The sequence below is a fragment of the Shewanella sp. 1311 genome (genome assembly GCF_059338235.1).
Genome location: NZ_CM181686.1, coordinates 5,131,713 through 5,157,682 on the forward strand (window position 1 = coordinate 5,131,713; position 25,970 = coordinate 5,157,682).

General features: G+C 44.9%; 21 protein-coding genes and 2 pseudogenes. 15 read left to right on the forward strand and 8 right to left on the reverse strand.

Annotation, left to right across the window (positions count from 1 at the left end; translation table 11 throughout):
* Positions 1-67: 67 nt before the first annotated feature.
* The 8 genes and pseudogenes from rpsA to AC5YB3_RS22520 all read left to right on the forward strand — a co-directional run.
* Positions 68-1,738, forward strand: a pseudogene (gene rpsA, locus AC5YB3_RS22485) (30S ribosomal protein S1); the annotation flags it as partial.
* Between the two features lie 73 nt (positions 1,739-1,811).
* Entirely contained in the window at positions 1,812-2,099 is a 288-nt protein-coding gene (gene ihfB, locus AC5YB3_RS22490) for an integration host factor subunit beta (protein WP_006081718.1), read from the forward strand.
* Positions 2,100-2,221: 122 nt separating this feature from the next.
* Positions 2,222-2,497, forward strand: a complete 276-nt coding sequence (locus tag AC5YB3_RS22495; RefSeq protein ID WP_006081717.1) for a LapA family protein — start codon at positions 2,222-2,224, stop codon at positions 2,495-2,497.
* Position 2,498: 1 nt separating this feature from the next.
* A complete protein-coding gene (gene lapB, locus AC5YB3_RS22500; RefSeq protein WP_006081716.1) occupies positions 2,499-3,659 on the forward strand; it encodes a lipopolysaccharide assembly protein LapB in 1,161 nt (386 codons plus the stop codon).
* Between the two features lie 43 nt (positions 3,660-3,702).
* A complete protein-coding gene (gene pyrF / locus AC5YB3_RS22505; RefSeq protein WP_011846776.1) occupies positions 3,703-4,398 on the forward strand; it encodes an orotidine-5'-phosphate decarboxylase in 696 nt (231 codons plus the stop codon).
* Positions 4,399-4,449: 51 nt separating this feature from the next.
* Entirely contained in the window at positions 4,450-5,271 is an 822-nt protein-coding gene (locus tag AC5YB3_RS22510) for an SDR family oxidoreductase (protein ID WP_494526222.1), read from the forward strand.
* A 70-nt stretch (positions 5,272-5,341) separates the two neighbouring features.
* Positions 5,342-5,884, forward strand: a complete 543-nt coding sequence (locus AC5YB3_RS22515) for a DUF2058 domain-containing protein (protein ID WP_006081713.1) — start codon at positions 5,342-5,344, stop codon at positions 5,882-5,884.
* Positions 5,885-6,105: 221 nt separating this feature from the next.
* Positions 6,106-7,863, forward strand: coding sequence for an acyl-CoA dehydrogenase family protein (locus AC5YB3_RS22520; RefSeq protein ID WP_413495282.1), 1,758 nt, complete (start codon positions 6,106-6,108; stop codon positions 7,861-7,863).
* Positions 7,864-7,970: 107 nt separating this feature from the next.
* On the opposite strand, the gene dacB is transcribed toward AC5YB3_RS22520, so the two are convergent.
* Together dacB and AC5YB3_RS22530 are read right to left on the reverse strand one after the other, a co-directional pair.
* On the reverse strand, positions 7,971-9,482 hold the full coding sequence (gene dacB / locus AC5YB3_RS22525; protein WP_494526223.1) for a D-alanyl-D-alanine carboxypeptidase/D-alanyl-D-alanine endopeptidase: 1,512 nt from the start codon (positions 9,480-9,482) through the stop codon (positions 7,971-7,973).
* Between the two features lie 67 nt (positions 9,483-9,549).
* A complete protein-coding gene (locus AC5YB3_RS22530) occupies positions 9,550-9,726 on the reverse strand; it encodes a hypothetical protein (protein ID WP_006086754.1) in 177 nt (58 codons plus the stop codon).
* A 475-nt stretch (positions 9,727-10,201) separates the two neighbouring features.
* On the opposite strand from AC5YB3_RS22530, the gene AC5YB3_RS22535 reads away from it, so the two are divergent.
* A complete protein-coding gene (locus tag AC5YB3_RS22535) occupies positions 10,202-10,534 on the forward strand; it encodes a DUF1904 domain-containing protein (protein WP_494526224.1) in 333 nt (110 codons plus the stop codon).
* A gap of 11 nt (positions 10,535-10,545) precedes the next feature.
* Entirely contained in the window at positions 10,546-11,859 is a 1,314-nt protein-coding gene (gene pssA, locus AC5YB3_RS22540) for a CDP-diacylglycerol--serine O-phosphatidyltransferase (protein ID WP_220590300.1), read from the forward strand.
* Between the two features lie 84 nt (positions 11,860-11,943).
* Here pssA and AC5YB3_RS22545 read toward each other — a convergent pair.
* The 3 genes and pseudogenes from AC5YB3_RS22545 to ampC all read right to left on the reverse strand — a co-directional run bounded on the left by AC5YB3_RS22545 (position 11,944) and on the right by ampC (position 16,103).
* Positions 11,944-13,168 (reverse strand): annotated as a pseudogene (locus AC5YB3_RS22545) (IS3 family transposase).
* A 102-nt stretch (positions 13,169-13,270) separates the two neighbouring features.
* The gene (gene emrD, locus AC5YB3_RS22550; RefSeq protein WP_259587629.1) at positions 13,271-14,503 is read right to left on the reverse strand and encodes a multidrug efflux MFS transporter EmrD; all 1,233 of its coding nucleotides are present in this window, start codon (positions 14,501-14,503) and stop codon (positions 13,271-13,273) included.
* 415 nt (positions 14,504-14,918) lie between these two features.
* On the reverse strand, positions 14,919-16,103 hold the full coding sequence (ampC, locus tag AC5YB3_RS22555) for a class C beta-lactamase (protein ID WP_494526225.1): 1,185 nt from the start codon (positions 16,101-16,103) through the stop codon (positions 14,919-14,921).
* A 398-nt stretch (positions 16,104-16,501) separates the two neighbouring features.
* On the opposite strand from ampC, the gene AC5YB3_RS22560 reads away from it, so the two are divergent.
* Complete coding sequence (locus tag AC5YB3_RS22560) at positions 16,502-17,266, forward strand: tRNA-uridine aminocarboxypropyltransferase (RefSeq protein WP_494526226.1); 765 nt, start codon at positions 16,502-16,504, stop codon at positions 17,264-17,266.
* A 168-nt stretch (positions 17,267-17,434) separates the two neighbouring features.
* Here AC5YB3_RS22560 and AC5YB3_RS22565 read toward each other — a convergent pair whose 3' ends face one another.
* Together AC5YB3_RS22565 and AC5YB3_RS22570 are read right to left on the reverse strand one after the other, a co-directional pair.
* Positions 17,435-19,492: a PhoX family protein gene (locus tag AC5YB3_RS22565; RefSeq protein WP_494526227.1), complete on the reverse strand. Its 2,058-nt coding sequence runs from the start codon at positions 19,490-19,492 to the stop codon at positions 17,435-17,437.
* 405 nt (positions 19,493-19,897) lie between these two features.
* Positions 19,898-21,013, reverse strand: coding sequence for a tyrosine-type recombinase/integrase (locus AC5YB3_RS22570; protein WP_494526228.1), 1,116 nt, complete (start codon positions 21,011-21,013; stop codon positions 19,898-19,900).
* A gap of 591 nt (positions 21,014-21,604) precedes the next feature.
* Between AC5YB3_RS22570 and AC5YB3_RS22575 the strand changes: the two genes are divergently transcribed.
* From AC5YB3_RS22575 to AC5YB3_RS22590, 4 genes are all read left to right on the forward strand, one after another.
* Positions 21,605-22,144, forward strand: a complete 540-nt coding sequence (locus AC5YB3_RS22575; protein ID WP_494526229.1) for a hypothetical protein — start codon at positions 21,605-21,607, stop codon at positions 22,142-22,144.
* Positions 22,145-22,353: 209 nt separating this feature from the next.
* On the forward strand, positions 22,354-22,692 hold the full coding sequence (locus AC5YB3_RS22580; RefSeq protein ID WP_006081701.1) for a hypothetical protein: 339 nt from the start codon (positions 22,354-22,356) through the stop codon (positions 22,690-22,692).
* Positions 22,693-23,028: 336 nt separating this feature from the next.
* Positions 23,029-25,017, forward strand: coding sequence for a RecQ family ATP-dependent DNA helicase (locus AC5YB3_RS22585; protein WP_494526230.1), 1,989 nt, complete (start codon positions 23,029-23,031; stop codon positions 25,015-25,017).
* A complete protein-coding gene (locus tag AC5YB3_RS22590; protein WP_006081699.1) occupies positions 25,010-25,285 on the forward strand; it encodes a hypothetical protein in 276 nt (91 codons plus the stop codon). The genes AC5YB3_RS22585 and AC5YB3_RS22590 overlap by 8 nt, the downstream gene beginning before the upstream one ends.
* An 87-nt stretch (positions 25,286-25,372) precedes the next feature.
* Here AC5YB3_RS22590 and eco read toward each other — a convergent pair whose 3' ends face one another.
* On the reverse strand, positions 25,373-25,924 hold the full coding sequence (eco, locus tag AC5YB3_RS22595; RefSeq protein WP_494526231.1) for a serine protease inhibitor ecotin: 552 nt from the start codon (positions 25,922-25,924) through the stop codon (positions 25,373-25,375).
* Positions 25,925-25,970: the final 46 nt, after the last annotated feature.

Below are 25,970 nucleotides of genomic sequence, written 5' to 3' on the forward strand. Positions count from 1 at the left end.
ATGATACGGATAATTTGACTGACTCCACGTCTAGGACGGACAGTGGTTTAATAAAGAAAGTAACCTAAACATGACTGAATCTTTTGCTGATCTATTTGAACAATCCCTTCAAACTCTGGAATTCCGTCCAGGTTCTATCGTTCGTGGTACTGTTGTATCAATCAAAAACGGTATGGTACTGGTTGACGCGGGTCTGAAGTCTGAAAGCCCAATCCCAGCTGAACAATTCAAAAACGCTCAAGGTGTTTTAGAAATCGCTGTTGGTGATGAAGTTGACGTAGCTCTTGACTCTGTTGAAGACGGCTTCGGTGAGACTCAACTGTCTCGCGAAAAAGCGAAACGTCATGAAGCTTGGATCGTTCTGGAAAAAGCTTATGAAGATGCTGAAACTGTAATCGGTATCATCAATGGTAAAGTTAAAGGCGGTTTCACTGTTGAATTAAACGGTATCCGTGCCTTCTTACCAGGTTCTCTAGTTGACGTGCGCCCAGTTCGCGACACCGCTCACTTAGAGTACAAAGAATTAGAATTCAAAGTTATCAAGCTAGACCAGAAGCGTAACAACGTTGTTGTTTCTCGTCGTGCAGTTATCGAATCAGAAAGCAGCGCTGAGCGTGATGCACTGTTAGAAAACCTGCAAGAAGGTCAAGCAGTTAAGGGTATCGTTAAGAACCTGACTGACTACGGTGCATTCGTAGATTTAGGTGGTGTTGACGGTCTGCTACATATCACAGATATGGCGTGGAAACGTGTTAAACATCCATCAGAAATCGTCAATGTTGGCGATGAAATCAACGTTAAAGTACTGAAGTACGATCGTGAGCGCACTCGTGTGTCTCTAGGTCTGAAACAACTTGGCGAAGATCCATGGTTAGAAATCAGCAAACGCTACCCAGAAAACACACGTTTAACTGGTCGCGTTACTAACCTAACTGACTACGGTTGCTTCGTAGAAATCGAAGAAGGCGTTGAAGGTCTGGTTCACGTTTCTGAAATGGATTGGACTAACAAGAACATTCACCCATCTAAAGTTGTTAACTTAGGTGATGAAGTTGAAGTTCTGGTTCTGGACATCGATGAAGAGCGTCGTCGTATTTCTCTTGGTCTGAAACAATGTAAGACCAATCCATGGGATGACTTCGCAACTCGTTACAACAAAGGCGACAAGGTTTCTGGTAAGATCAAGTCAATCACTGACTTCGGTATCTTTATCGGTCTTGACGGCGGTATCGATGGTCTAGTTCACCTGTCTGACATTTCTTGGAACGGTACTGGCGAAGACGCAGTTTCTGAATACAAGAAAGGCGATGAAATCCATGCAGTGGTTCTGTCTGTAGATCCAGAGCGTGAGCGCATCAGCTTAGGTGTTAAGCAAACTGAAGATGATCCATTCAACGCATACTTGGCTGACAAGAAGAAAGGTACTATCGTAAACGGTACTGTTTCTGCTGTTGATGCTAAAGGTGTAACTGTTGAACTGGCTGACACTGTTGAAGGTTACATCCGTGTAGCTGACATTTCACGTGAGCGTATCGAAGATGCATCTACTGTCTATAATGTAGGTGATGCAATCGAAGCTAAGTTCATGGGTGTTGACCGTAAGAACCGCTCTATCAGCCTGTCAATCAAAGCGAAAGACGAAGCTGAAGAGAAAGAAGTAATGGCGACTCTGAACAAACAAGATGACGCTGTTATTAGCAATGCAATGGCTGAAGCGTTTAAAGCAGCTCGTAAATAATCGCCTGTTGTTTGGGGAGACTTCTCTCCCCATTAGGCGACTGTGTTTGGCTTGATAATAGGGGATAGCTAGGATGACGAAATCTGAACTTATCGAAAAACTCGCCACCAGGCAGTCGCAGCTGTCGGCGAAAGAGGTTGAAGGCGCAATCAAAGAAATGTTGGAGCAAATGGCAACAACATTAGAAAGCGGTGATCGTATTGAGATCCGTGGCTTTGGTAGTTTCTCGCTTCACTATCGTGCACCGCGGACTGGCCGTAATCCAAAGACTGGTTCATCAGTTGATTTGGAAGGTAAATACGTCCCGCACTTTAAGCCAGGCAAAGAACTGCGCGAGCGTGTTGACGCCGTTAATGTGTGATTGACCGCATAGTAAAAAGCCTCCGTTAGGAGGCTTTTTTGTATCTATTGCAAGGCAATGCTGGTCAGCTCAGTGAATTTCTTGGATAATCATTAAATTGAAACGCGTTTAGGGAGTGCAGCGTGAAATCATTTGTAGCAACTGTGCTTGTGGCACTGTTATTTATTCTGGCGTTGATCTTTGGCGCGCGTAACGAACAAGTGGTGACCATCAGCTACTTTGTCGCACAGGGTGAATATCGTTTACCTGTTGTGCTAGCGATCGTCTTTTTTGCTGGTTTCATCTTGAGCTGGTTAGTTGCAAGCTACTATATCGTGCGCTTGAAATTGAGCTTAGCGACAACGAGAAAGAAACTAAACCAAGTGATGGCTAAAGCCCCTCAGGATGTAGACGCCTAATATGCTTGAGATACTCTTTCTGTTGCTTCCCATTGCTGCCGCCTACGGTTGGTATATGGGGCGACGGAGCATAAGGCAGAATCAAAGCAATCAACGTAAACAATTGAGCCGGGACTATTTTACTGGCCTCAATTTCTTACTGTCGAACGAATCGGATAAAGCGGTTGATTTGTTTATCAGTATGCTAGATGTTGACGATGAAACCATAGATACCCATCTGTCACTTGGTTCGCTGTTCCGCAAGCGAGGCGAGGTCGACCGCTCCATTCGTATCCATCAGAATTTAATTGCCCGTCCAAACCTAGCCAATGAGCAGCGCGACATCGCTATGATGGAGCTGGGTAAAGATTATCTGGCCGCGGGTTTTTACGACAGGGCCGAAGAAATTTTTATCAACTTGGTGAGCCAAGATGATCACAGCGAAGAATCTGAAACTCAGCTGATTGCTATCTATCAAGTGATTAAAGAGTGGCAAAAAGCCATTGATATCACTAAGCGTTTGAGTCGTAAACGTCAGCAAGTCTTAAAGCCGTTAACGGCGCATTTCTATTGCCAGTTAGCCGATGAAGCCAGCGACGATGCACAGAAGATTAAACTGCTGCAACAAGCGCTAAAGCAAGATCCGCAATGCGGACGTGCGTTATTGACCTTGGCGAAAAAATTCCTCGATATTCAAGATTATGCCCAGTGCAAGCAAATGCTGCTGCAACTGAAAAAAGCCGATATCGAGCTTTTTGCCGATGCAATCCCCACGGCCAAACAAGTTTATCGCGACACGCAAGACAAAGAAGGCTTCCAAGAGTTACTGGCGGGCGCCATGGCCGACGGTGCCGGTGCATCTGTGGTTGTTGCCTTAGCGCAGCACATGATAAGTCTGGATGAGATTAAAGCGGCAGAGACCATGGTGCTCGATGCCCTATATCGCCATCCGACCATGAAAGGTTTTCAGCACTTGATGCAAATGCATTTGCGTCAAGCAGAGGAAGGGCAAGCCAAGCAAAGTTTAACTATGCTAGAGCAGCTCGTTGAGCAACAAATTAAATTCCGTCCAAGCTACCGTTGTAAAGAGTGTGGTTTCCCTTCCCATGCACTTTATTGGCATTGTCCTTCCTGTAAAAATTGGGGCAGTATCAAGCGGATCAGAGGCTTAGACGGCGAGTAAATAAGATAATATCTATAGTTAGTGTAACTCTGTTGGAGAGATGATGACGACTAAACCTATCCTCGTAGCGCTTGATTACGATAACAAAAACCACGCTTTACAACTGATAGAAAAACTCGATCCCAACATGTGCCGCCTTAAAGTCGGCAAAGAAATGTTTACCTTGTTTGGCCCGCAACTGGTGAAAGATATCCATGATCGTGGCTTTGATTTATTCCTCGATTTGAAATTTCACGATATTCCCAATACTGTCGCCAAAGCCGTGGCCGCTGCCGCAGAGTTGGGTGTATGGATGACGAACGTGCATGCCAGTGGTGGTTTAGCCATGATGGAAGCGGCTAAAAAGGCCTTGCTGCCATATGGCGACAAAGCGCCTATGCTGATCGCTGTGACGGTATTAACCTCCATGAGTGATGATGATCTTAAATTACTCGGCATCAATGTGCCTGCATTTGAACATGTTCAGCGTTTGGCGAAGCTCACGCAGCAAGCGGGACTTGATGGTGTGGTGTGTTCCGCCCAAGAAGCGACAGCGTTGAAATCGCTGTTAGGTCAGGATTTCAAACTCGTTACGCCGGGGATCCGCCCAGTAGGTAGCGATGCTGGCGATCAACACCGGGTGATGACGCCGCCTCAAGCGATTGCAGCGGGTTCAGATTACCTAGTGATTGGCCGTCCAATCACCAAAGCCGCCGATCCATTAGCGGCATTGCAAGCGATTCACCAATCATTGGCATAAAATAATTAATCACACCCTGAGTGCATATCTCACAGTTCACGGAGAACGCCCATGTTTAATGCTACGATGTTTAACTATCAAGGTAAGAATGTTGTCGTTGTCGGTGGCACCTGTGGGATAAATCTCGCCATTGCAATTGCGTTCGCGCAGGCTGGCGGCAATGTCGCAGTCGCGAGTCGCAGCCAAGATAAAGTTGATGCCGCGGTATTGCAGCTGCAACAGGCCAATCCTGACGGTATTCATTTAGGTGTGAGTTTTGATGTGCGCGATCTTAGCGCCCTTGAAGTCGGTTTTGATAAAGTCGCTTCTGAGTTTGGTTTTATCGATGTGCTGGTTAGCGGCGCGGCGGGTAATTTCCCCGCCAGCGCCGCAAAGCTTTCGGCCAATGGTTTTAAGTCGGTGATGGACATTGATTTGCTCGGCAGTTTTCAAGTGCTAAAGCAGGCTTATCCTTTGCTGCGTCGCCCCAATGGCAATATTATCCAGATTTCGGCGCCGCAGGCTTCGATTGCTATGCCCATGCAAGTACATGTGTGTGCCGCGAAAGCGGGCGTGGATATGCTGACGCGAACCTTAGCGTTAGAGTGGGGCTGTGAGGGGCTGAGAATTAATTCGATTATGCCAGGCCCCATAGCAAATACTGAAGGCTTTAATCGCCTTGCACCCAGCGCCGCATTACAGCAGAAGGTTGCCCAATCCGTTCCATTAAAACGCAACGGCGCAGGTCAGGATATTGCTAATGCTGCGTTATTCTTAGGCTCTGAATTGGCGTCCTATATTACGGGAGTTGTGCTGCCGGTTGATGGCGGTTGGTCACTTGGCGGCGCCAGTATTGCGATGACAGAGCTTGGCGAACTGGCCGCGAAAATGTAGTTTGGTTTTAGATGTTTGATATTCAAAATCGAGAACTTTGATTTTATATAGATTAAGTAGGTAATGATCCATGGCTAATGCATTACAAGAGCAGCTACTCAAAGCAGGGCTTGCCAGTAAACAAAAGGTTCGCGACGTTAAGACCCAAAAACGCCGTGATAAAAAATCAAGAATAGATGATGGCTCCAGTGCTTTTAAGCAAGAAGTGGCCGAGCAAAAACGTCTGCAGGCGCTAAAAGATAAAGCGCTGAACGAGCAACGTTTTGCAGAGGCATCAGAGCGTGGGCAGGTGCGCGGTTTAATCACTGAGTTCACTAAGTCTGCGATTAAGATCCCAGCTTATGCTGAAGTGAAATTTAACTATACCCTTGATAATAAAATCTATTCTTTATACATAGATGAAAAACTGCAGGCAGAATTGCTCAAAGGGCAGTTAGGCATAGTACGTTACGAAGATAAGAGTTACTTAGTACCACATAAGTTAGCCGAGCGAGTGAAACTGCTGGTGCCGCAGTGGTGTGGTTATCTGTGGCAGCAGGATGAATCTAAAGCTGTGGTGGTTGAAGATGATCCCTATGCTGATTATGCGATCCCAGATGATTTAATGTGGTAATAAGCACAAGCTTGTGAACTAACGCTGCGACAATCCTGTGGTAAAGCTTCTAAAATAGAGACCCTTAAGTTCAAGCTTAAGGGTTTTTTTATGGGTTGAATTTATACTTTGCTCACGTACCTCCATATTATTCGCGGCTGTATTTGTAATGAGATTGTTTTCTACAGTGAACTGGTATAAATTAAAACAACTGTTTTAATTCTACGTTTAAGAGTCTACCAATGAACCCTTATCAAGCCCCGTTAACGGATATGCGTTTCCTACTGGAACAGGTATTTGATGCCCCAAACACTTGGGCACAATTGCCTGAGATTGCTGAAATGGTCGATATCGACACGGCCAATGCCATTCTTGAAGAAGCAGCCAAGATCAGCAGTGAGTTGATCCATCCGCTGAACCGGACTGGCGATGAGCAGGGCGTGTTGCATCAAGACAATCAAGTGATTACCCCTGATGGCTACAAAGCCGTTTATGAACAGTATTCGCAGGGCGGTTGGATTGGCTTGTGTGGCGATCCTGAGTTTGGTGGCATGGGCATGCCAAAGATGCTGGGGATCTTAGTTGACGAAATGGCTTACAGTGCCTGTAATGCGTTTACGCTTTATGGCTCGTTAACTGCGGGGGCGGCTTTATGTATCAATGCCCACGGCAGCGAAGCATTAAAACAAGCTTATTTGCCTAAGTTATATTCCGGCGAATGGGCGGGTGCTATGGATATGACAGAGCCGCAAGCGGGTTCTGATCTGCGTAATATTCGCACTCGAGCTTTACCGCAGGATGATGGTAGTTATGCCATCACGGGCAGCAAGATTTTTATTACGGGTGGCGATCACGATTTAACTGAAAACGTCATCCACTTAGTGCTTGCCAAGCTACCGGATAGCAAAGGGATTTCACTCTTCCTAGTACCTAAAATATCGGTAAATACCGATGGCAGCTTAGCGAATGCGAATGGTGTATCTGTGGGTTCTATCGAGCACAAGATGGGCCTTAAAGGTTCAGCAACGTGTGTGATGAACTTTGATAATGCCCAAGGTTTCTTGATTGGTGAACCCAATCGCGGTCTCGTGTGCATGTTCACTATGATGAACTACGAGCGCTTAGCGATTGGTATTCAAGGGCTAGGCAGTGCTCAAGCGGCGTATCAGATGGCAGCCGATTATGCTAAAGAGCGTAATCAAGGCGTTGCCGCTGGCGGCTCGCCGACGGGCAGTGAATCAGATCCTATTATCGTCCACGGCGATGTGCGCCGTATGTTGTTGACCATTCGAGCGATGACAGAAGCGGGCCGTGCTTTGTCTGTGTTTACTGGACAACAGCTGGATCTAGCAAAATATGCCCAAGATGAAGTTAAAGCCAAAGCAGCGCGTTATGTGGGTTTATTAACACCAGTCGCTAAAGCCTTTTTAACCGATCGCGGTCTTGATGCGACGATCATGGCGCAGCAAGTTTTTGGTGGACATGGTTATATTCGTGAAACGGGTATTGAGCAATTAGTCCGTGATACCCGTATCGCACAGATTTATGAAGGCACTAATGGCATTCAAGCCATCGATTTCCTCGGCCGTAAAGTCACGGGCGATAATCTTGCCGCATTAAACGAATTTGTCGCTGACTTGAAAGCACAAATGCGCGCATTTACTCACGTTGATTCGGTGAAAGTGGCCGCAGTATGCGCACGTTTAGATGCATTAGTCATAGTCGCTGAGTCGATCAATGAGCACAAAGTCGCTCAACCTGCGCTTATTAATGCTTGCGCGGTCGACTTCTTAGATGCCTTTGGTTACACCCTGTATGGTTTCTACTGGTTGGCTATGGTCGATAAAGTAGCTGATCATGAAGATAAAGCGTTCGCCGAGCAGAAAGCCTATTTAGCTAAGTTCTATTTTGATAAGTTACTGCCTAAAGCGGATTACCATATCGCTCAAGTCAGAGCAGGTGATGCGACCACTATGGCGATGCCTGCAGAGTTGTTTTAACAAGGCTGTGATGGATTCGTTTAAATAAAAACGAAATAAAAACTAAAAAAGCACTGATGACTCAGTGCTTTTTTGTTTTATATCATGCTGTTTCTACTTGGCAGTATTTAATCTTGGACCGAGTGAGCTGCGTTACTAAGCGCTGCTGTGGTGGGGGATGATGGCACTTGCAGCACTGAAATCAATTGCTTGAGAAACTCGGCATTAAACGATGGTTTATGCTGATGTTTAAGCTCGGGACTCATGCCATTCTCAAGCACCACAAACAGGGTGTCACTGTGCTCAGGCAAACGGATAAACCCCGCTAAGTTAGACACGCCTTGCATCGAGCCTGTTTTAGCAAAAATTTGCTGTTTCAGCGGCGGCTTGTTGTAACCTATGCGATACCTTAAGGTGCCGCTTATTCCTGCTTGCGGCAGACTGGTTATTAACGGGCTAAAGCGGCTGTCCTTATGGATGAGTGCCAATACCGCCGCTAACTGCTGGGCATTGAGCAAGTTATAGCGTGACAGCCCTGAACCATCGACAATGTTAGCGTTACTCAGATCGATGCCTAACTCCGTTAAAATCCGCTGCATGGCTGCCGCGCCATTAGTAAAGCTACCTTGGGCATTGAAATAACTTTTGCCAAGCTGTTTAAACAGGCTATCAGCAATCAAATTATCCGACTTGAGCAGCATAGTATCGAGCAGTTCAGGCAGTGGCGCCGAGCTATGGCTGGCAATCAGTTTCGCCTTTTTGGGCAAGCTAGTGCCGAGCTTAACTTTACTCGCCAGTGACATCTCACCTTTGAGCAGCGAGGTGAGGTTATCTTGGGCAAATTTGAACGGATCGCTGACCGCAATCGCCAGTCCAATCGCTTCACCGCCCGGATAACAGCCACGCAGATGATAGTTGTTTTGGCCTAGTCGCACCAAATCAAGCTGGCAAAATTCGCGACTCGCCTTGGGATCAAATACCGCATCGCTGCTGACTTTTACCCCATAACTCCCCGTGCGCAGGCTCACCTGTGAAGGCTTATTGGCCGTGCTGGGGTTGAACTGACCATAAACGCAGTTCTGATTGATAATGTAACTCGACACAGGCGCGGCAAAACAAATGCCTAAGTCATCCCACACCCAACCAGGGGCTTGCATTTGCTCTTGTTTATCGCCGAGCAAATACAGATGTCCATCAATACGATTAATGCCTTGTTTCACGAGACTGGCAAAAATGGCCTTGAGATCGGCTTGAGTGAGCGTCGGATCGCCACTAAAACGCAGATAAGCGCTACCGGCGATATGGCCCTTGCGTATTGGTGCGTCCGTCCATAATTCAGTGACATAACGAAAATCAGGCCCAAGCTGAGCCATGGCGCTCACAGCAGTGAGTAGCTTTTGCGTGCTGGCGGGAATAAACAGCGTCTCGGCCTGTTGGCTAAAGATCACTTGATTGGTAGACATGTCCATTGCCAGCAGTGCAATTTGCGAGTGCCGAGGGCTGATTTTGCTGACCGCTTGGCTAAGCGAAGTGGTTCGAGTCTCTATCGCTCCTGCGTCGATTTGCTCAGCGCGGGCGATATTGTGGCTCGTCGCTAGAAGTAGGCTGGCATACAGAGTGGTTTTCAGTAACGTTTCCATGTTAGCGATTGGCCATTTTTATTAAGAACACCATGGGCCTTCTGGTTAAGTTCGATGCAATGTGGGGCTAATCCTCACTGCTGCCGTCATCCTTTTCCATCAAGCGATATAAACGTAGGGTAACAAACAATACCAGTCCGATAAACAGTGGCAGGATCAGTAATCCCAACTGGGCTTTAAAATGGAAAATACCCCAGGCAAACAGCAGAGTCAGTGCTAACGTCAGCAGAATTTTTTTGTTCATGGTCTTCGTCTTTTATCGTGTTGGTTTAATAGCAAATAGGCGTTTTAGTTTACGCTAAATCACTGGGTTCGGGGTAAACGAAATAGGTTTGAAGATTATTTTGTGATTTGGCCGACATTTTAGCGGATCTTCAGTAAAACCTGCGATGGTTTGTATGGGCTTGTCACGTTAAACATCACTTAATCCACGGACAGTCCGATTAATATAGAACCGTTAATATTCACACTTTTACATTGCCCTTAACATGATATGTGTGCCGAAAAAACAGCCCTTAAATGTGGTTGTAATCCTAGCCTAAAAGATGTGATTTTTAGCTAAATAGTGGCGCTACGGCAGGATTACATCGCGTGAGGTCAAATTACCAGCAAAACCGCGAGGTTTCAGGAGGCTTTTGGGAGAAAAGTCTTGCCGAGACGAGGTGAAGTCGGTAATTTCTACCCCTTACGATTTTAGGTTCTTAGGTAACAACTAAACCATGCCACATATTAGTATGCGCGGCTTACCACAAGCGGTCGTTGCAGCGTTCAGCCAAACATTACTGCAGTCATTGGCGGATATATGTAAAGGTAATGCAGAGAGTTTCACGTTAGATTGGATCCCAAGCATCAGTTTTCGAAATGGAAAAATTGATCAACGCTTCGTCCAAGTTGAGTTACTCTGGTTCCCTAAGGACCCTGATATCCATCTTAAAGTAGAACAAACGATCAGGCAGGCAGTGACAGATGCCTATCCAGAGTTAACACATATTGCTGTGATGTTTTTATCATTGAACCCCAGTGCTTCCTATCGGGGTGGTCAGCATGATTAAAGGAGGATGCCTTGCTAGATAAGCTTGGTGGAATAGCCGTTCAACCCGAGGCTTTAACGTGGTTGCTCACGCCATGCCGTTTCAAGGCAGAATTACTCGCTCGTATCGCGAGCGCCAAGCACAGTATTTATATTGCGGCGCTGTATTTAGAAGATGACGAAGCTGGCCGTGAAGTATTACAAGCGTTGATGGATGCCAAAGCGGCAAATCCAGCGCTTGATGTCAAAGTTTTAGTGGACTTTCACCGCGCAAGACGCGGTTTGATTGGCCATAAAGGCGATAGCGGTAACTATTTAATGTACCGCAAAGTGATGGCTGAAGCCGAACATCCTATCGATATCTTAGGTGTCCCCGTTAAGTCCCGTGAATTTATGGGCGTACTGCATCTAAAGGGCTTTATTATCGATGATGCGGTGATCTATAGCGGTGCCAGTCTCAATAATATCTATTTACAACAAAATGATAAGTATCGTTTCGACCGTTATCACTTGATTGAGTCGGCCGAGTTAGCCCGCAGTATGCGTGCGATGATCCAGAAAAATATCATTGCCGATCCTGCTGTGTGTTCGTTAACCCAAGACGCAGAGCAAGAAGTACTACCGCCTAAGACGGACATGCGCAGCTTTAAGCTGAGATTGTCTGACGCTGAGTACCAGTTTAAGGAAACCCGTGATGGCAACCGCATCACGCCGTTACTTGGGCTAGGGCGCAAGAAAAACTTACTCAATAAAGTGGTTGTCGCCTTGGTGGAAGAGTCAAAGGACTCGCTGTTTATCTGCACGCCCTATTTTAATCCGCCTTATATTTTGGTGCGTGCTTTAGCTAAGCATTTACGCAATGGCAAACGCATCGACATCGTGGTGGGCGATAAGACGGCTAACGATTTTTATATTCCGCCTGAGCAGGATTTCTCCACCATTGGTGCTTTGCCCTATATGTATGAGCAATCATTGCGTAAGTTTGCTAAACGCCAACAGTGGGCGATTGATAATGGTCAGCTGAATATCCATCTGTGGAAACACGGCATCAACAGTTATCATCTTAAGGGTATCAGTGCCGACGGTAATAAGCATTTGATCACTGGCTCTAACCTGAATCCAAGAGCTTGGGCGCTGGATCTTGAGAATGGTTTGTTGATCCAAGATGAAATTGGCTGCTGGAAAGCCCAGTTTGAAGCCGAGCAGGCGCATATTCTTGAGCACACGCAGCGGTTATATCACTACAGCCAAGTGGATACCTTGCAGAGTTATCCTGCGCCAGTGAAGAAGATCATGACCCGAATTCGTCGCCTTAAAGCCGATTTCTTACTGCGCCGTATTCTGTAACGCTGGTTTGTAACGCAACGAACTTGCCATTATTTCGATTTAAGTACAGTTTGTTTGTCCCGTCCTAAGATAGGTTGACAGTTTTTAGGCCAGCTCCTGTAGCTGGCCTTTTCTATTGTGCACCTGATTAGGGGTTGCCATATTCAAACTCAGATGTGGTCTCATATCGTTGTATATTGCTATCGATTCTCTAACAAGTATCTTCAGCTCCGCAAATGTCCTACATCGGTGCAGTAAAAACTCCTGCTTCAGTATGCCATTCACTCTTTCTGCTAATGCATTTTGGTAGCAATCATAACCAATCCGTCATTGACGGCTGGATTTGGCTCGCCTGAAGCGCATTCTGATAAACGGCTGAGCAGTATTGTAAGCCTCTGTCTGAGTGATGCACTGCGTTGCCGATATAGCGTTTATCTTTTATGGCCATTTTTAACGCTTTCACCACACTCTCGGCTTCATGTCTTTACTCACGTGATGACCGACTATCTTACGCTGGCATCGGTGACCAGTGACAGGTAGTGCACACCTTGGTCTGACTCAAGATAGGTGATATCGCTGACCAGTACATGCCCTGCATCATGCAGTCCTTCCTCTTTCAGCAGATTAGGATGCTTCTTCATCCAGTGTTTGCTGAACGTGGTTTTTGTGTAGCTTTTCTTCGGTTTAACTAGCAAACCTTCACTTCTCAAATAGGTAAAGAACCCATCTCGCCCAAGTTTAATATCGTGCTCAACCAGCTTGGATTTTATCAACGTGTAGAGCTTACGGGCCCCTAACCTTGGCATATATTTACGCCAGTACTGGACCCAGTCTTTGATGACCGATAGCTCAGCTCTACGACTTTCCATTCGAGCAACTGCCTGATAAATACCTTGCCTCGACATACCCGCAGCACGACATGCGGCTGCGAGGTTTATTTCGCTTTTAGCTTTTGCTTGCCAGACGTACCGGATAAGTACTTTTTTCTGAGGCCTGCTCCATATTCATTGTCCATGATATCAACCATGCCATTGAGGATTTGGTTACGCAGTTTCTCTTCTGCTAACTCACGTTCAAGGCGCTTGATCGTTTCGGCAGGGGTTTCTTTTGACTTAGGCATAAGGGGATGCTGAAAAGGTTTCGACCAATAGAGTCTACCATGTTTTCTAAGCCAAACGAGTACGGTTGAACGGCCTTGAATACCAAAACGGGCTTGGGCTTGTTTGTACGTCATTTCGCCTTTTTCAACACGCTCTACAACGCCTAATTTAAAGGCTAAGGTGTAATCTCGTTGTGTGCGCTTACGGCTTGAGTTAATTGATGTTGTCATAAAGAAGTCCTCTTTATGTCAACGTATTTCAGGACGGGACAGTTAGCAATTACAAAGCCCACCTAGTCGTGGGCTTTTTTTAATTACGACAATAGCATTTGATTAAATCTGTGGCATCAAATTGTGGTGAGTGTCATTTTGATCTCTGGCGTAATACAAAGACAAAATCACTAACACCACCATGACAGCGCTTAATAAACCTATGCTCAACTGGCCGCCCATAGGCACTAAAGACATAGTCAATGCGGCAAGTCCGGCACCAAAATTTTGTAATCCTCCCAGTAATGCCCCCGCAATTCCTGCTTGACGTGGAAATGGCTCTAATGCCGCCGAGGTCAGGGTAGGGAACAGCATGCCGGCGCCACTGAAGAATAAAATCGATCCAACCAGTAGACTCCAGCCGACGACTAAATTGAAAAGTCCCGGGATCAACATGAATAAGGCGCCAGCGCCAAGCAGCGCAACACCTTGATAGATAACTCTTTGCGGCTTATTTTGTCGACCTGCGATCAGCGCGCCCAATAAATAGCCTGGAATCGGCGCCACAAAATAACAACTGACCATGAAGGGCGTCAGTCCAAGATATTGGCCATAGAGAACGCCGGCAATAGCTTCAAACGCCGCAATACCCGCAAAGGTCGCGATCAAAGAAAATAAGTAAGCTCGAAACGCTTTATGGCGCAGGACATGCCGATAGGATGCGATAACGGCTTGATGTTCCCGCTGCGCCTTAGGTAATGACTCTTTAAAGGCGAATATCAATAACAGCCAGACCACGGCACCGAATCCTGCTAACACCCAGTACACGGCTTGCCAGCCGAAGTAGGCCGCACTGGCGCTACCGATAAATGGTGCCAGTAAAGGTAAAAACACTACGGCCATAGAAACATAACTATTAAATTTAACCAGTCGGTCGCCAAAGTAATGATCGCGGGGAATGCTCCGGCATAATGCGCCCGCGCTAGCTGTGCCTAATCCTTGGATAAGGCTCGCCATAATCAGTTGGTTAAAGCTTGTGGCCTGAGCCGCAAACACTGCTCCTATGATGAAAATAGCGATACCCACGACGAGTGGCATTTTACGACCAACGCGATCTGACACTGGGCCATACACAAATTGAAACATCCCATAGGAGAGTAAGTAACAGGCCATCACTGCTTGTAGCTGACTGGCGTCCACATGGAGCCCGAGTGCAATTTGCGGAAGGGCAGGCACAAAAATCGTCTGCGCCATTTGGCCACAGGCGACCATAAAGACAATCATTAACAGTAAACTAGACTGACTCGCCGCTGGAGCGACATCGTGATGAATAGGAGAGTGAGGCGTGCCTGACATGATATTTCCGAAAATGTCACTTAAGGTATTTGCGCGCATCTTACTCCCTAAAAGCGTAACTTCAAGTGTCAATCATATTGATTTGATGAAATAATTTTTAATGCGACGCATAAGTTTTTCTCTTCATTTTTAGCTGTAAAGCTAAACTTACGTGGGGTTATTTGTCTGTTAACTAGGTCGAATAATTGAAAATGAATTAACACTCAGATTAACCCTGCACTGCCTATTTTCTTACATGGGAGTTTGCTTAAAAATAGTGGCCATTAAGAGATTGGAGGTAAACAAGTGGATAAGGTGCCTAATACAAGCCACCCTAAAAAATCACGCTAAAAATATGCATAAGGAAGAAATAAGAAAGGAGATAGCAAATCGGCCTATCTTCTTATCTCCTTTAATAGTCGCGATTAGCAAGATACTATTTTTGTAGTTTTTCTATGCCCGTTAAAATCTGATACCCCACAGTCACCCGTGGCGGAACGGGATAATTTTTATTGCTTAACAATACTATGCCAAGCTTTTGCGCAGGAATAAATGCTGCATAAGCGGCAAAACCGCCGGTTGAGCCGGTTTTATTAATCCACACATTTTGCTGCGGCGCGAGGGGCGGCACTATAGGTTTAACTGGCGTACTGCCAAACACCACTTCCTGAGTATGACCCTCAAGTATTTTATCAAGATCAATAGGATAGGAGTAATGCTCCCAAATCATATCTTGGGTCATCATGCCCACATCAAAGTATCCCGTGTGGGTCTCATCGAGTGCCGTTTGCAGTGGCTTAGCTAGCGGGTGTATTTGCATATTGGCCTCCACAAAATGCAGCAGATCTGTGGCTGTGGTTTTAACGCCATAGGCTTCATCGGCTAATACGCCGGGATTGACCCGCACTGGCATGTCTTGCTTATTGTAGCCTTGGGCATAATCAGCCATTTTGCTGCTCGGAACCTGGATATAGCTGCTTGTCATACCCAATTGTGGAAATAGTGTTTGCTCAAGTGCTTGCTGAAACGTTTTATTTAAACTCTGTGCGGCAATCATGCCGAGCAGGCCAATGGTTGGGTTCGCGTAATTCCTGTGAGTCCCTGGGGCAAATGACGGTTGCCAATGCTTAAGGTAATCCATTAACTCTGCGTTATTAGTTACCTTATCAGGAACTTGCATCGGCAGATCTCCCGCAGTGTGCGTCGCTAGATTGATGAGACTAATCTTATCAAAATGGCTGCCTTTTAATGCTGGAACATAATCGCTGGCCATATCCGTGAGTGTTAATTTACCTTCGCCCTGTGCGTAGTTAGCCAGTGTCGCGGTAAAGGTTTTACTGATAGAGCCAATCTCGAACAGGGTATGTTCTGTCACACTTTGCCCTGTGGTTTTAGAACTGACCCCATATTGGTAAAAATACTGTTTACCCTCAATGGTGATGCCAATCACCGCACCGGGAATACCGTACTCGGCCATCAGTGGTTTGACTGCAGAATCAACAAGTGACTGGATGTCTTTGGTATTAAGCGTTTGGGCCGTCGTGACATTAGAAAAAAGCGTTGCAGTGAGCAGTACACCGCTTAATAACGGCATGGTAGCGAGCAGGGTATGTCGTTGCATAATTGACCTTTTATCGAAATTGCATTTATAGAGTAGAGATTGCACACGATATTACGGTAATTCCCCATTAAGTTAAGTCCTTACCGATATTTAGCGTCAATATCCCCTCTGTAAGTAACTGAAAGGTTAACCTCGCTAATCGAGCGTTAAATACTGCGTGATGACATGGACTTTAGTATTACAGTTGTTGCGCTATTCTAAGAGGTTTCCTTAATCATAATGCAAAGGTGAGTCAGCAGCTTATACCATCAAGCACCTACACTTATGCCTTTTATCCCGATAATGCATTGCGCAGATTGCGCCATTTACGGCCAAGGGATAAACTGCGCCACCGCGAGAGGAAAGTGCTGAATAACTTAGCCGCAACCCCTAATAAGTTTGAAAGAGAATTGGTTTTTATGGCTTTAGCCCCACATGCAGTGCACCATTTATATCAGTACCGTAAGTCTATTTCGACTAAGCCCTTTGGTGCCCGTGGTAAAAAACTGATCCGCTGTCCATTATGCCTATTAGGTGAGCAGTTCTGTACCTGTGCGCTGCGTCGTCAGTTACAAACTCAAGCCAGTTTCCTGCTGATCATGTACAACGACGAAGTGCTAAAACCAACTAACAGTGGGCGCTTGATTGCGGATCTTATCCCAGATACACACGCCTATATTTGGTCGCGCACAGAACCTGAAGCGGCATTGCTTGCCTTGCTCGATTCGCCGCAATATCAGCCTTATTTAGTGTTTCCAGCCCAATATGCGGAGCAAGGACAAACAATACTGAACCAAGTGCAGATGTCGACATTAGCCGAAGGTAAACGGCCGCTACTGATCATGCTCGATGGCAGTTGGCGTGAAGCGATTAAAATGTTTCGTAAGAGTCCTTACTTGCATTCCTTGCCACTGCTTTCCTTCGATCCCGACACGCTGGCGACCTATGCATTGCGTAAAGGCAGCCATGACTTTCAACTTGGCACCGCCGAGGTGGCATCCTTAGCATTAGGGGCGATAGGCGAAGCGGCTAATGGCAAAGCCTTAAGTACGTGGTTTGATTTATTTGTTGAATCATCATTACTGGGCCGTAATCGTCGTTGTCGTGAAGATCTTCTGCCAATCACAGATTTTACCGATGCCTTTGAACTAGCTTTTGAACAGGCTAATAACGGCAAGCGTTAATTAATCTTCGAAATGAATGGGTAATATAAAAATTTAAGTCAGCGACTAACTTAAATAAAAACTCCCCTCACTTGAGGGGCGTTTTATATAGGCTAAAGTTTGCTCTGGCAAGAAAGCATTATTTGCGCTTTAACTAAAGCAAATATATTCCTTAAATAACGTCTTAAACTAAACTGCAACTTCTTTACCATCTGATTTTCGAATAACCACAGTGGCGGCGCGAGGCCGTAATGTGACTTCTGCTGGTGTTTGTTCAGCGGCATTAGACGAATAAGGCCAGTTACCTGGGTGCTGAATGTTAGCAAATACCGAAGTGTAATCAGGGCTAATGGCAAAACCTGTCACTTCACAGTCGTTGGGACCGACGAAGAAACGCTTTAATTCCATTTGATTATCGGCCGTTACGCCTACTTGTTTCTCTTGGCCATCCACCAGTGTTGAAGGCACTATCGCGAGCATTTGATCGTTGGTTTCTTCGGTAACTTCCTTTGCGCCATTGTCGGTTTGAACCCACAAGATACCGCGTTTATCAAAGGCTAACCCATCAGGGCTAGCAAATTGATTGAGATCGGTTAAGCCTGACAAGTTGGTCTCAGCATTGCCATCGCTGGGTGATCCAAAAACAAAAATATCCCATGTAAATTCAGTCGCTTTGTCGCCTTCATCCCAACGAATAATATGGCCGAAGTAGTTTTTCAATCTTGGGTTAGCAGGATTGGCTTCGGTACGTTTCGAGTTGTTGGTCAGGGTCAAATAAGCTGAACCCGTGAACGGATCGACCGCGCACCATTCAGGTCGGTCCATAGGTGTCGCGCCGACTAGGTCCGCTGCGCCCGCTGTGTTTAAAATAATATCGGCCAAAGTTTCGAAGCTATCGCTTAAGGTTTTGCCGTCTGAGGTTTGGCTATCTAACGTCAAAGGCAACCAAATACCGCCACCATTTTCATTGAATCTAGCCGCGTATAAAGTTCCTTCATTCATGTACTTATCGCCTGTTTGCAGGCGGTTGCTGCGGTCAGCATCCTTTGCATCCCAGGCCGCAGCCGAGACAAATTTATAGAGGTATTCGAATTGAGAATCGTGGCCAGAATAGAACACCACGGGTTTGCCTTCGGTCAATTTGCCAAAGGTACAACCTTCATGGCGGAAACGACCAAGTGCTGTACGTTTTACCGCGCGAGAGGTGGCGTTGTACGGGTCGATTTCCACAATATAACCGTGGCCGTTTGCTTCGTTACGGTAGTCATCCTGAGCACTTGCGCCCGATGGCGTGACATCGAAACGGGCAAATTCATCGAGACGTTCTTCATCATGACCGGCAAGATCGTCCCAGCCATAACGTGTACTGGTTTTACTGATCCCGATGCGACTCTGATCGGGCGTTAAGCTGCCACGATTGGCAAAATAGCCTGGCCAATTTTCTTCACAGGTCAGGTAAGTGCCCCAAGGCGTGTAGCCATTACCACAGTTATTTAAGGTGCCGCGTGCTTGGCTGCCATCGGGAGAATAGCGGGTTTCGAGTAGCGAAGAGTAGGCCAGAGGACCGCTGATATCCATCACAGTCGCGCCAGTGAATCGACGGTTATGACCATCATTACTGACGACTTCCCATTGATTATTCATCAGTTTTATACGTACAACCGACACGCCATGGGCGTTAATTTCTTTGCGCACTTCATCGATCACAGTGCGAAGACCAGAAGTGGGGTCAAATGTCTGGCCCGTAGGATGCAAAGCATCTTCGTCAATGTATTCGTGGTTAATGCAGAGTAGACCGTCATCACCCGCATCATTTAATGGGAAGAAATGCATGCCATCGTGGTGCATGCCCACTGAGTTGGCTTGGTCATCGGCCGTGTTACTACCATCGTTTTTCCATGGCGCCGCTTTTGCGTTTAATGGCGTGCCCCAAGGTGCTAACACCTGCGCTGTGTAACCTTCTGGCACGACAACCGCATCTAAGCGAGAACCCGCAACCGATGTAAAGTTAAGCTTAGCGCTACTTTTAGTCGGTGGCACTGGCGTGACTGGATCGACAGGTTTAGGAACAGTTTCATTGTCTGAACCACAAGCGGTTAAGCCAACACTGGCAAAAGCAGTCATAGCGCTGAGGCCTAAGCCACTTTTTACGAAATTACGGCGAGATAAATGCTTATCCAACACTTGATTAAAGGGTTCATTATTACTTTTATTATAAAGTGTAGGATCAAAGGTGGCCTTACTCATATTTTACTCCGGCTAGTACGATGAATTAAATTTCGTGCCTAAGGCTAAAGTACCAATATGACAATAAAGCTGATTTTATATTACAGGAATAATTTACATACTAACCAAGCTTATATATTTTAAGAATTTTAAATTGGATGTGATAAGTATTTTAGGTTGGAAAGATATCAATCTTAAAATAACATTAATTAGATTTATTGCTCTAATTAGATGTTTTTAATATAACTTAAATTGTTAGTTTATATAATTATCTAATGTGTTTCCATTAATACTTATTAGTTCTGTACATTAATGTCCTTTGAGTGAAATCCTTTTCCTTCTTAGAATAATCAAGTGAAGTTTATTTCTCAGTTTAAAATTCAGGCTAAAACGAGAAGTTAATGCTTGACCTGTGATCGTTAAGTTTCAGTCTTTTGGTTTTAAATAGTGACGAAGTGAGCGCGGATCTGTATGTCCGGTTCTGGCCATGATGTACAAGTGATCTTTATTATTTTCATGCAGTTGTGTTACGCAACCACTGCGCAAACTGTGAGCGCCATAAAATTTGGCGGGCAGTCCTGCTTTAGTACAATATTTCTTAATGATGCGATAAATATCATCGCCGGTAAGGAAACCACTATTTTTATTCAGTAATGAACTAGATCCGCAATGTCGGTCTTTCATTTGATACGGACGTAAATTTTTTCCATCACGGGAAAGCGATCTAAATAAATGTCCGTCTTCAATATTGGCCAACGATAACCAATTTTTCACGGCGTCGAGTGCTGCAAAGGGTTCATGGTCTGGCAGGTCTTTCCATTCCCGTTGGCCTTGCTGATTACTCTTCGAATAGGGCAGGCGCACTTTTAATTTGTTACGCAGAAAACTGACATACTGAACTTTTATATCTGCCAGTTCAGAACGACGAAACCCACCTTGTAATCCTAATTGAATAATCGCTTTGTCCCGCGCTCGGGTTAATGGCTGTACTTGCTCATCGATAGCTTGGATCAACATTTCCACTTCATCATACATAATGGGTTGTTGATCATAGTCACTCACATGGCGAGATTGATTTCTGCTCAAACCGCGCATTACTCTGATCACCAGAGGATGTTCGGTAGGCGAGTGGAATCCCGCTTGAATATGATGGTAGCGAATTGCTGCCAACCTTGTGGTTAATGTTTGCTTTGAAAGTTGAACGCCAGTGCTTTCTTGGATCAACTCTTTTTGATGACCAATAAATGAAATTACGCTTCGTGGATCTGCGGGCAGGGCCTGAAGTTGGTGCTCGGCACAATAACGGCTAAATACACTAAAGCTCGTATTATAAACACGGCGAGTGTTCACTGAAATTTCGTATTCAGTTTCTTCGGCGGCGCTTAAATAATCACTTCGAACAGATTGTGGTAGGAAGGACTCTTCAAAAAAACGTGGCTGTTCAGCACGGTTATTATGGTGATGATCTGATTCTTTCACTCTTTCATTCGATATATTGGCGTTATTTTGAGCATTACTATTTGTCCGGATCATTTTAGACATGCCGTTGAAGTTACCTGATATCGAATTAATAAGGCGTAATTATACGCAAATCATGGCTATATTTACCAGTGATAATCGTCATTATCACTGGTAGAGTGCTTATTTGTTTAAATAATCATCTTTTATCAGAGGAGGGGGCATTAAATAACATTTAGCTGGATTATTTAGTTTAAAAAACAGCCAAGGTAAACCTATTCTAACAATGGCGATTAATTAAGCGGATATGAAATTAAAGGCAATGATAGTATGAAATTCGTACTTTCTCTATGCATTGGTTTCGAACTTGGTTAGCCACAGACGCATAATTTTAAAGAATGGTTTAACCATTATATTGATCTACATAAATGGCATGCCGCTAAACTAGGCTTGTGTGTCGGGTGAAATTTAAGCTAATAACGACAACCGCTTATCTGGTACTTGACGTGATATGCGTTCAGCTATTTCTGCCAAAGGTAAAAGAGAAGCGTAAGGGATCGATTCTCAGTCAATAAAATGGTTGAACCATATATTAATACTTATCGATTTGTACTAGCATGAGGTCCCATTTATTTCATCCGCATTAAACGCATGCTTAACTAAAGAAACGTATTTATGGAACCGCAAGCTTGGATATATCAACAAGACAAACCGACAGCAGGAAGAAAATTATTATTGCTTGAGGAAGCAGAATTAATTTTTGCCTTACCCTTAATTTATCGCCTTATCAATCCTGAAGCTGTGGCATCTAAGCCAGATTGGTTTTGTGACGCTGAGTTACAAAGGATTTCCTATACTGAGTTGGTGACACAATTAAATGAATTGGTCCGATTACGTAAAAAGACACAGCGGCTCGACAACGAGCTCATGAACGTAAACAAAATGCTCAATCAGTATTTTACTGATTTTGGTTGGCGCATGGTTCGTAAAGAGTTATCTCAAATAAAAAAGCGTCAGAAAAAATCCCATATCGAGGTAAGTAGGGATATTATTCAGAGATTAAAGCGTTATATGGAGACACAAAAGTTAGACAGTTTTGATCAGGCGATTGATAACTTATTGTCAGAACATGATGCCGATAACTCACAAAACCATTTGCTGCATCCAGATGACCTAGATGACAATATGAGTGTCGACGATATGCTTGATGAATAATCTCTGGCTTGTCTCGTCCTGAAATAAAATGGGCAGAGTTAAGTTCTGTTGATCTTTATTATGACGTCGCAATATCGCCTAAAATGGATTTGTTAATAATCGCTTAAATGAGCAAGTAAGCCGTGACTTATCTGTGCAGACACGTAAAATTGCTGTTAAGTTTAAAGGGATTTTTTAAGTTTAAGACTTGGTAACATGGGGCATCAGAAATGAGTGTAAGCATTGAAAATGATAGGAAAATTGCTGTCCTGTGCCGAATTGAGCCTGGCTGTCTCGGACCAGATGGTGTGGATCATATTGAGGCTTTTTGTGCTTTGGCCCAGAAAGCGATGCAACATTTCGACGTCGATGTTGGCACTTGGTTGCTGATCCCAAGATACGATAAAACCTTGGAAGAGATGCAATACAGTGTTGCCAATAAATTACTTTCCCGCGAACAAGCGACTAAATATCTTGTCTCTATCGGACGTGATATTGATAGTTTTGAAGAAAGATTTCAGGATAAACTCACCTCGCTGATTAATTTATACCTTGCGAGAAAACCTTAAACTGAAGACTGCATATTGCCGAGATGAACCTAAGCTCTAGCCTCGGCGCTTACATTGTCCATCGCTCATTTTTTAAAGCCGTTTTTATTTTTGCATTTAATTTTTTATAAGAATAGCCAATTACTTCTTATAAAATCAATAGATTAACCGTCGCACTTTATCTGCGGCATCATGGTTTTCAACCGATAAATTCAGCTCCAAAACTCAGTTGTCGGTAATTAACTCCGTAAAGTACCTCAAAATTTGCTAGACTAGTCGACTCACTTAATGCTGAATCTTTTTCTTGCGGTATACCCGAATTTTTTGGGTGGTAAGGATGAGTGTAAAGGACGGTTGATGTTCAATCCCATTCCAGAAACCAATCCATACATTAGTTTGTTGCAGCAGGATTTCGGGTTTTCTGAATTTCGCCCAGGCCAAGCGCAAACGATAACACAACTGTTGGCGGGGAAGTCGAGTTTAGCGATTTTTCCGACGGGTTCTGGTAAATCCCTTTGTTATCAATTTACAGCATTGCAGTTACCCCATTTGAGTTTAGTGATTTCGCCTTTACTCGCCTTGATGAAAGATCAGCTGGAATTTTTACAATCTAAGGGAATTCATGCGGCCAGCATAGATTCAACCTTAAGCGCCGAGCAGAGTCAGCAAGTGATGGCAGATGCGCGCTCTGGCAAGCTGAAAATCTTGATGGTGTCGGTGGAACGTTTCAAAAATGAACGTTTTCGGCAATTTATTCAATCGGTTCCGCTGTCCATGCTGGTCGTCGATGAGGCGCATTGTATTTCAGAGTGGGGCCATAATTTTCGGCCCGATTATCTTAAATTGCCCGACTATCGGCGTGAGCTTGAGATCCCATTGGTACTGTTATTGACGGCCACAGCAACACGTAAAGTGAAACTGGATATGGCCAAGCGCTTTGATATTGCGGCTGAACACATAGTGCAAACGGGATTTTATCGACCCAATTTAGATTTGACTGTTCTGCCTGTATCAACGCAAGAGAAGAATGCCTTACTGGTTAAGCTGATAGCATCATTCTCAGGTGCCGGCATTGTGTATGTGACTTTGCAGCAAACCGCCGAAACGGTCGCACGACTCTTGAGCCAACAAGGGATAGTCGCCAGTGCCTATCATGCTGGATTTGAAGATGAAAAGCGTCAACAAATTCAAAATGATTTTATGCAGGATAAGCTGCAAGTGGTGGTGGCAACCATCGCTTTTGGCATGGGAATCGATAAGAGCAATATTCGTTTTGTGATCCACTACGATTTGCCTAAATCTATTGAAAACTACAGCCAAGAAATCGGCAGAGCTGGGCGTGATGGTGCGTTATCCCATTGTGTCACCTTGGCCAATCTTGACGGGCTCAATACCGTTGAGAATTTTGTGTATGGCGATACGCCAGAGCGAGAAGGTATAGCACAAGTCATTGAGGCTATTCGACTTGAACAAGATTCCGGTCAGTGGGAATGTCAGCTCAATGGCGTGTCGACGGCAAGTAATATTCGCCAGTTACCGTTAAAAACGTTACTCGTTCAATTGGAAATTTTAGGTGTAGTTAAGCCGTTATTCGCTTACTACGCTGACGTTAATTACAAGTTTTTGGTCGACAAACACGCCATTCTGAGCCGATTTAATCCCGAGCGGCAGGCGTTTTTGACGCAGATTTTTAATCATACGCAGATGAAGAAAATATGGGGCGCGTTAGATTTTGATGCCTTGTACAGTGCAACGGGTCATGAGCGCAGCCGCGTGTTAGCCGCGCTGGAATATTTAGCTGAACATCAGTTCATTGAATTAGAAACTAAACGAATTACCGATGTGTATCGGGTGGATGTTGCCGCATTAGCGCGTCCCGAACTCATCGATGAGCTGTACCATTATTTTATCGATAAAGAGCAGAAAGAAATTGCGCGAATCGCGCAGTTAGTCCGCTTTTTTGAACTTGAGACGTGCTTAAGCCACAATTTATCCCGTTATTTTGATGATAATGAGACGCCAGCGGTCTGCGGTCATTGCAGTGTTTGCCGTGGCAATATTGCTAAGTTGCGCTATTCGAGGGAACCAACTTGGCCGACAGATAAGCAGATATTGGCTGATTTGCGTGAGTTGAAACATCATTTAACGGCTAAAGGCATTGATGCTTTGTCACTCGATACCTATTGTCGTTGCCTCGCAGGCATGTCGGTTCCTTTAGTGAGTCGTTTTCAAGTGCGTAAGTTAAGTGGCTTCGGCCGCTGTGAAAAATTGAGATATGCTGAAATTAAACAGAAAGTTGAGTCACTGTTGTCGCAACTAGATGATAAAAGAGTTGAACATGAATAAGGCCGTAAAAAAGATGTTAGCCACCCATGAACATTTAGTTCACTCTGAAGGTGTGACTGTGGTTTCCCATATGCAAAGGGAAAAGGCAGAGTGGGTACAACATACTGTTATGATTGAAGATTGTGATGTGCCGTTTAAATTCAGACGGGTGAAAAAATATCGTAATCTGCAAGGGCAAAAGATCAATGTCATCTATTACCCAGAGACAGAAACTGTGGCGGGTTTTGAGATAGAAATCATGCAAGTCGTTAGAATTAAACGATTCTAGTTAATGTTCTTCGAGTCTTTGCTTTTATCAATCAGCAAAGACTCGAAGCGCATTCGATTGGTGACTCGAGCATAAAAATCGTGCTACTTACTTGGAATATTGATAAGTTGAATCTACTTTCCACGTTCTGAAACGCAGTTCAGCGCCTTCTGGTAGATAAAATACCTTAGGTAAGCGACTGTCGTAGCGCATTTTCAGTTCACCCGGAATACGTACAAAAGCTTCTTTCTTCGCCAGTTCGAAACAGGCCATCATAGTGCTCGGCCCTTCAGCGATTTCATCCACTTGATAGTAGTTATAACCCCAACCTTTTACTGTCAGTTCCTTCAATTCCCCGTTTAATCCATGCTTATTGCAATCGACCATTTGAGTCTGGCCAATTTGGATTTCGATCATGTAGTCATCTTCGTTTTCTAACTTAGGCAAACTCAGGATGTGCTGCACCATACCGGCCGCCGGAGCAGGGAACATCTTAGTCGCTTCCTGTGCGCTGTAATCTTTTGGGTCAAAACGTTGAATGCTGATCATAGGCGCATCTAATCCTGTTGAGTGTGGCGGGCTGACTGCCGCAGCATTGAATGACAATAATGCAAATGCAAGGGGAACAGCGCTAACGCTAAATAAGGTCTTCAATTTCATCTTGTTTCTCCTAATCGAACTGAGTGGATGTCGACAAGTTTGTCGT

Coding starts and splice junctions, on each gene's coding strand:
- emrD (WP_259587629.1), bottom strand. CDS start 14,503: ATGTCAGGCACGCCTCACTCTCCTATTCATCACGATGTCGCTCCAGCG.
- AC5YB3_RS22520 (WP_413495282.1), top strand. CDS start 6,106: ATGAACCCTTATCAAGCCCCGTTAACGGATATGCGTTTCCTACTGGAA.
- AC5YB3_RS22560 (WP_494526226.1), top strand. CDS start 16,502: ATGGCTTTAGCCCCACATGCAGTGCACCATTTATATCAGTACCGTAAG.
- AC5YB3_RS22590 (WP_006081699.1), top strand. CDS start 25,010: ATGAATAAGGCCGTAAAAAAGATGTTAGCCACCCATGAACATTTAGTT.
- AC5YB3_RS22510 (WP_494526222.1), top strand. CDS start 4,450: ATGTTTAATGCTACGATGTTTAACTATCAAGGTAAGAATGTTGTCGTT.
- dacB (WP_494526223.1), bottom strand. CDS start 9,482: ATGGAAACGTTACTGAAAACCACTCTGTATGCCAGCCTACTTCTAGCG.
- ihfB (WP_006081718.1), top strand. CDS start 1,812: ATGACGAAATCTGAACTTATCGAAAAACTCGCCACCAGGCAGTCGCAG.
- AC5YB3_RS22580 (WP_006081701.1), top strand. CDS start 22,354: ATGAGTGTAAGCATTGAAAATGATAGGAAAATTGCTGTCCTGTGCCGA.
- AC5YB3_RS22535 (WP_494526224.1), top strand. CDS start 10,202: ATGCCACATATTAGTATGCGCGGCTTACCACAAGCGGTCGTTGCAGCG.
- ampC (WP_494526225.1), bottom strand. CDS start 16,103: ATGCAACGACATACCCTGCTCGCTACCATGCCGTTATTAAGCGGTGTA.
- AC5YB3_RS22530 (WP_006086754.1), bottom strand. CDS start 9,726: ATGAACAAAAAAATTCTGCTGACGTTAGCACTGACTCTGCTGTTTGCC.
- AC5YB3_RS22585 (WP_494526230.1), top strand. CDS start 23,029: ATGTTCAATCCCATTCCAGAAACCAATCCATACATTAGTTTGTTGCAG.
- eco (WP_494526231.1), bottom strand. CDS start 25,924: ATGAAATTGAAGACCTTATTTAGCGTTAGCGCTGTTCCCCTTGCATTT.
- lapB (WP_006081716.1), top strand. CDS start 2,499: ATGCTTGAGATACTCTTTCTGTTGCTTCCCATTGCTGCCGCCTACGGT.
- AC5YB3_RS22565 (WP_494526227.1), bottom strand. CDS start 19,492: ATGAGTAAGGCCACCTTTGATCCTACACTTTATAATAAAAGTAATAAT.
- AC5YB3_RS22575 (WP_494526229.1), top strand. CDS start 21,605: ATGGAACCGCAAGCTTGGATATATCAACAAGACAAACCGACAGCAGGA.
- AC5YB3_RS22570 (WP_494526228.1), bottom strand. CDS start 21,013: ATGTCTAAAATGATCCGGACAAATAGTAATGCTCAAAATAACGCCAAT.
- pyrF (WP_011846776.1), top strand. CDS start 3,703: ATGACGACTAAACCTATCCTCGTAGCGCTTGATTACGATAACAAAAAC.
- AC5YB3_RS22515 (WP_006081713.1), top strand. CDS start 5,342: ATGGCTAATGCATTACAAGAGCAGCTACTCAAAGCAGGGCTTGCCAGT.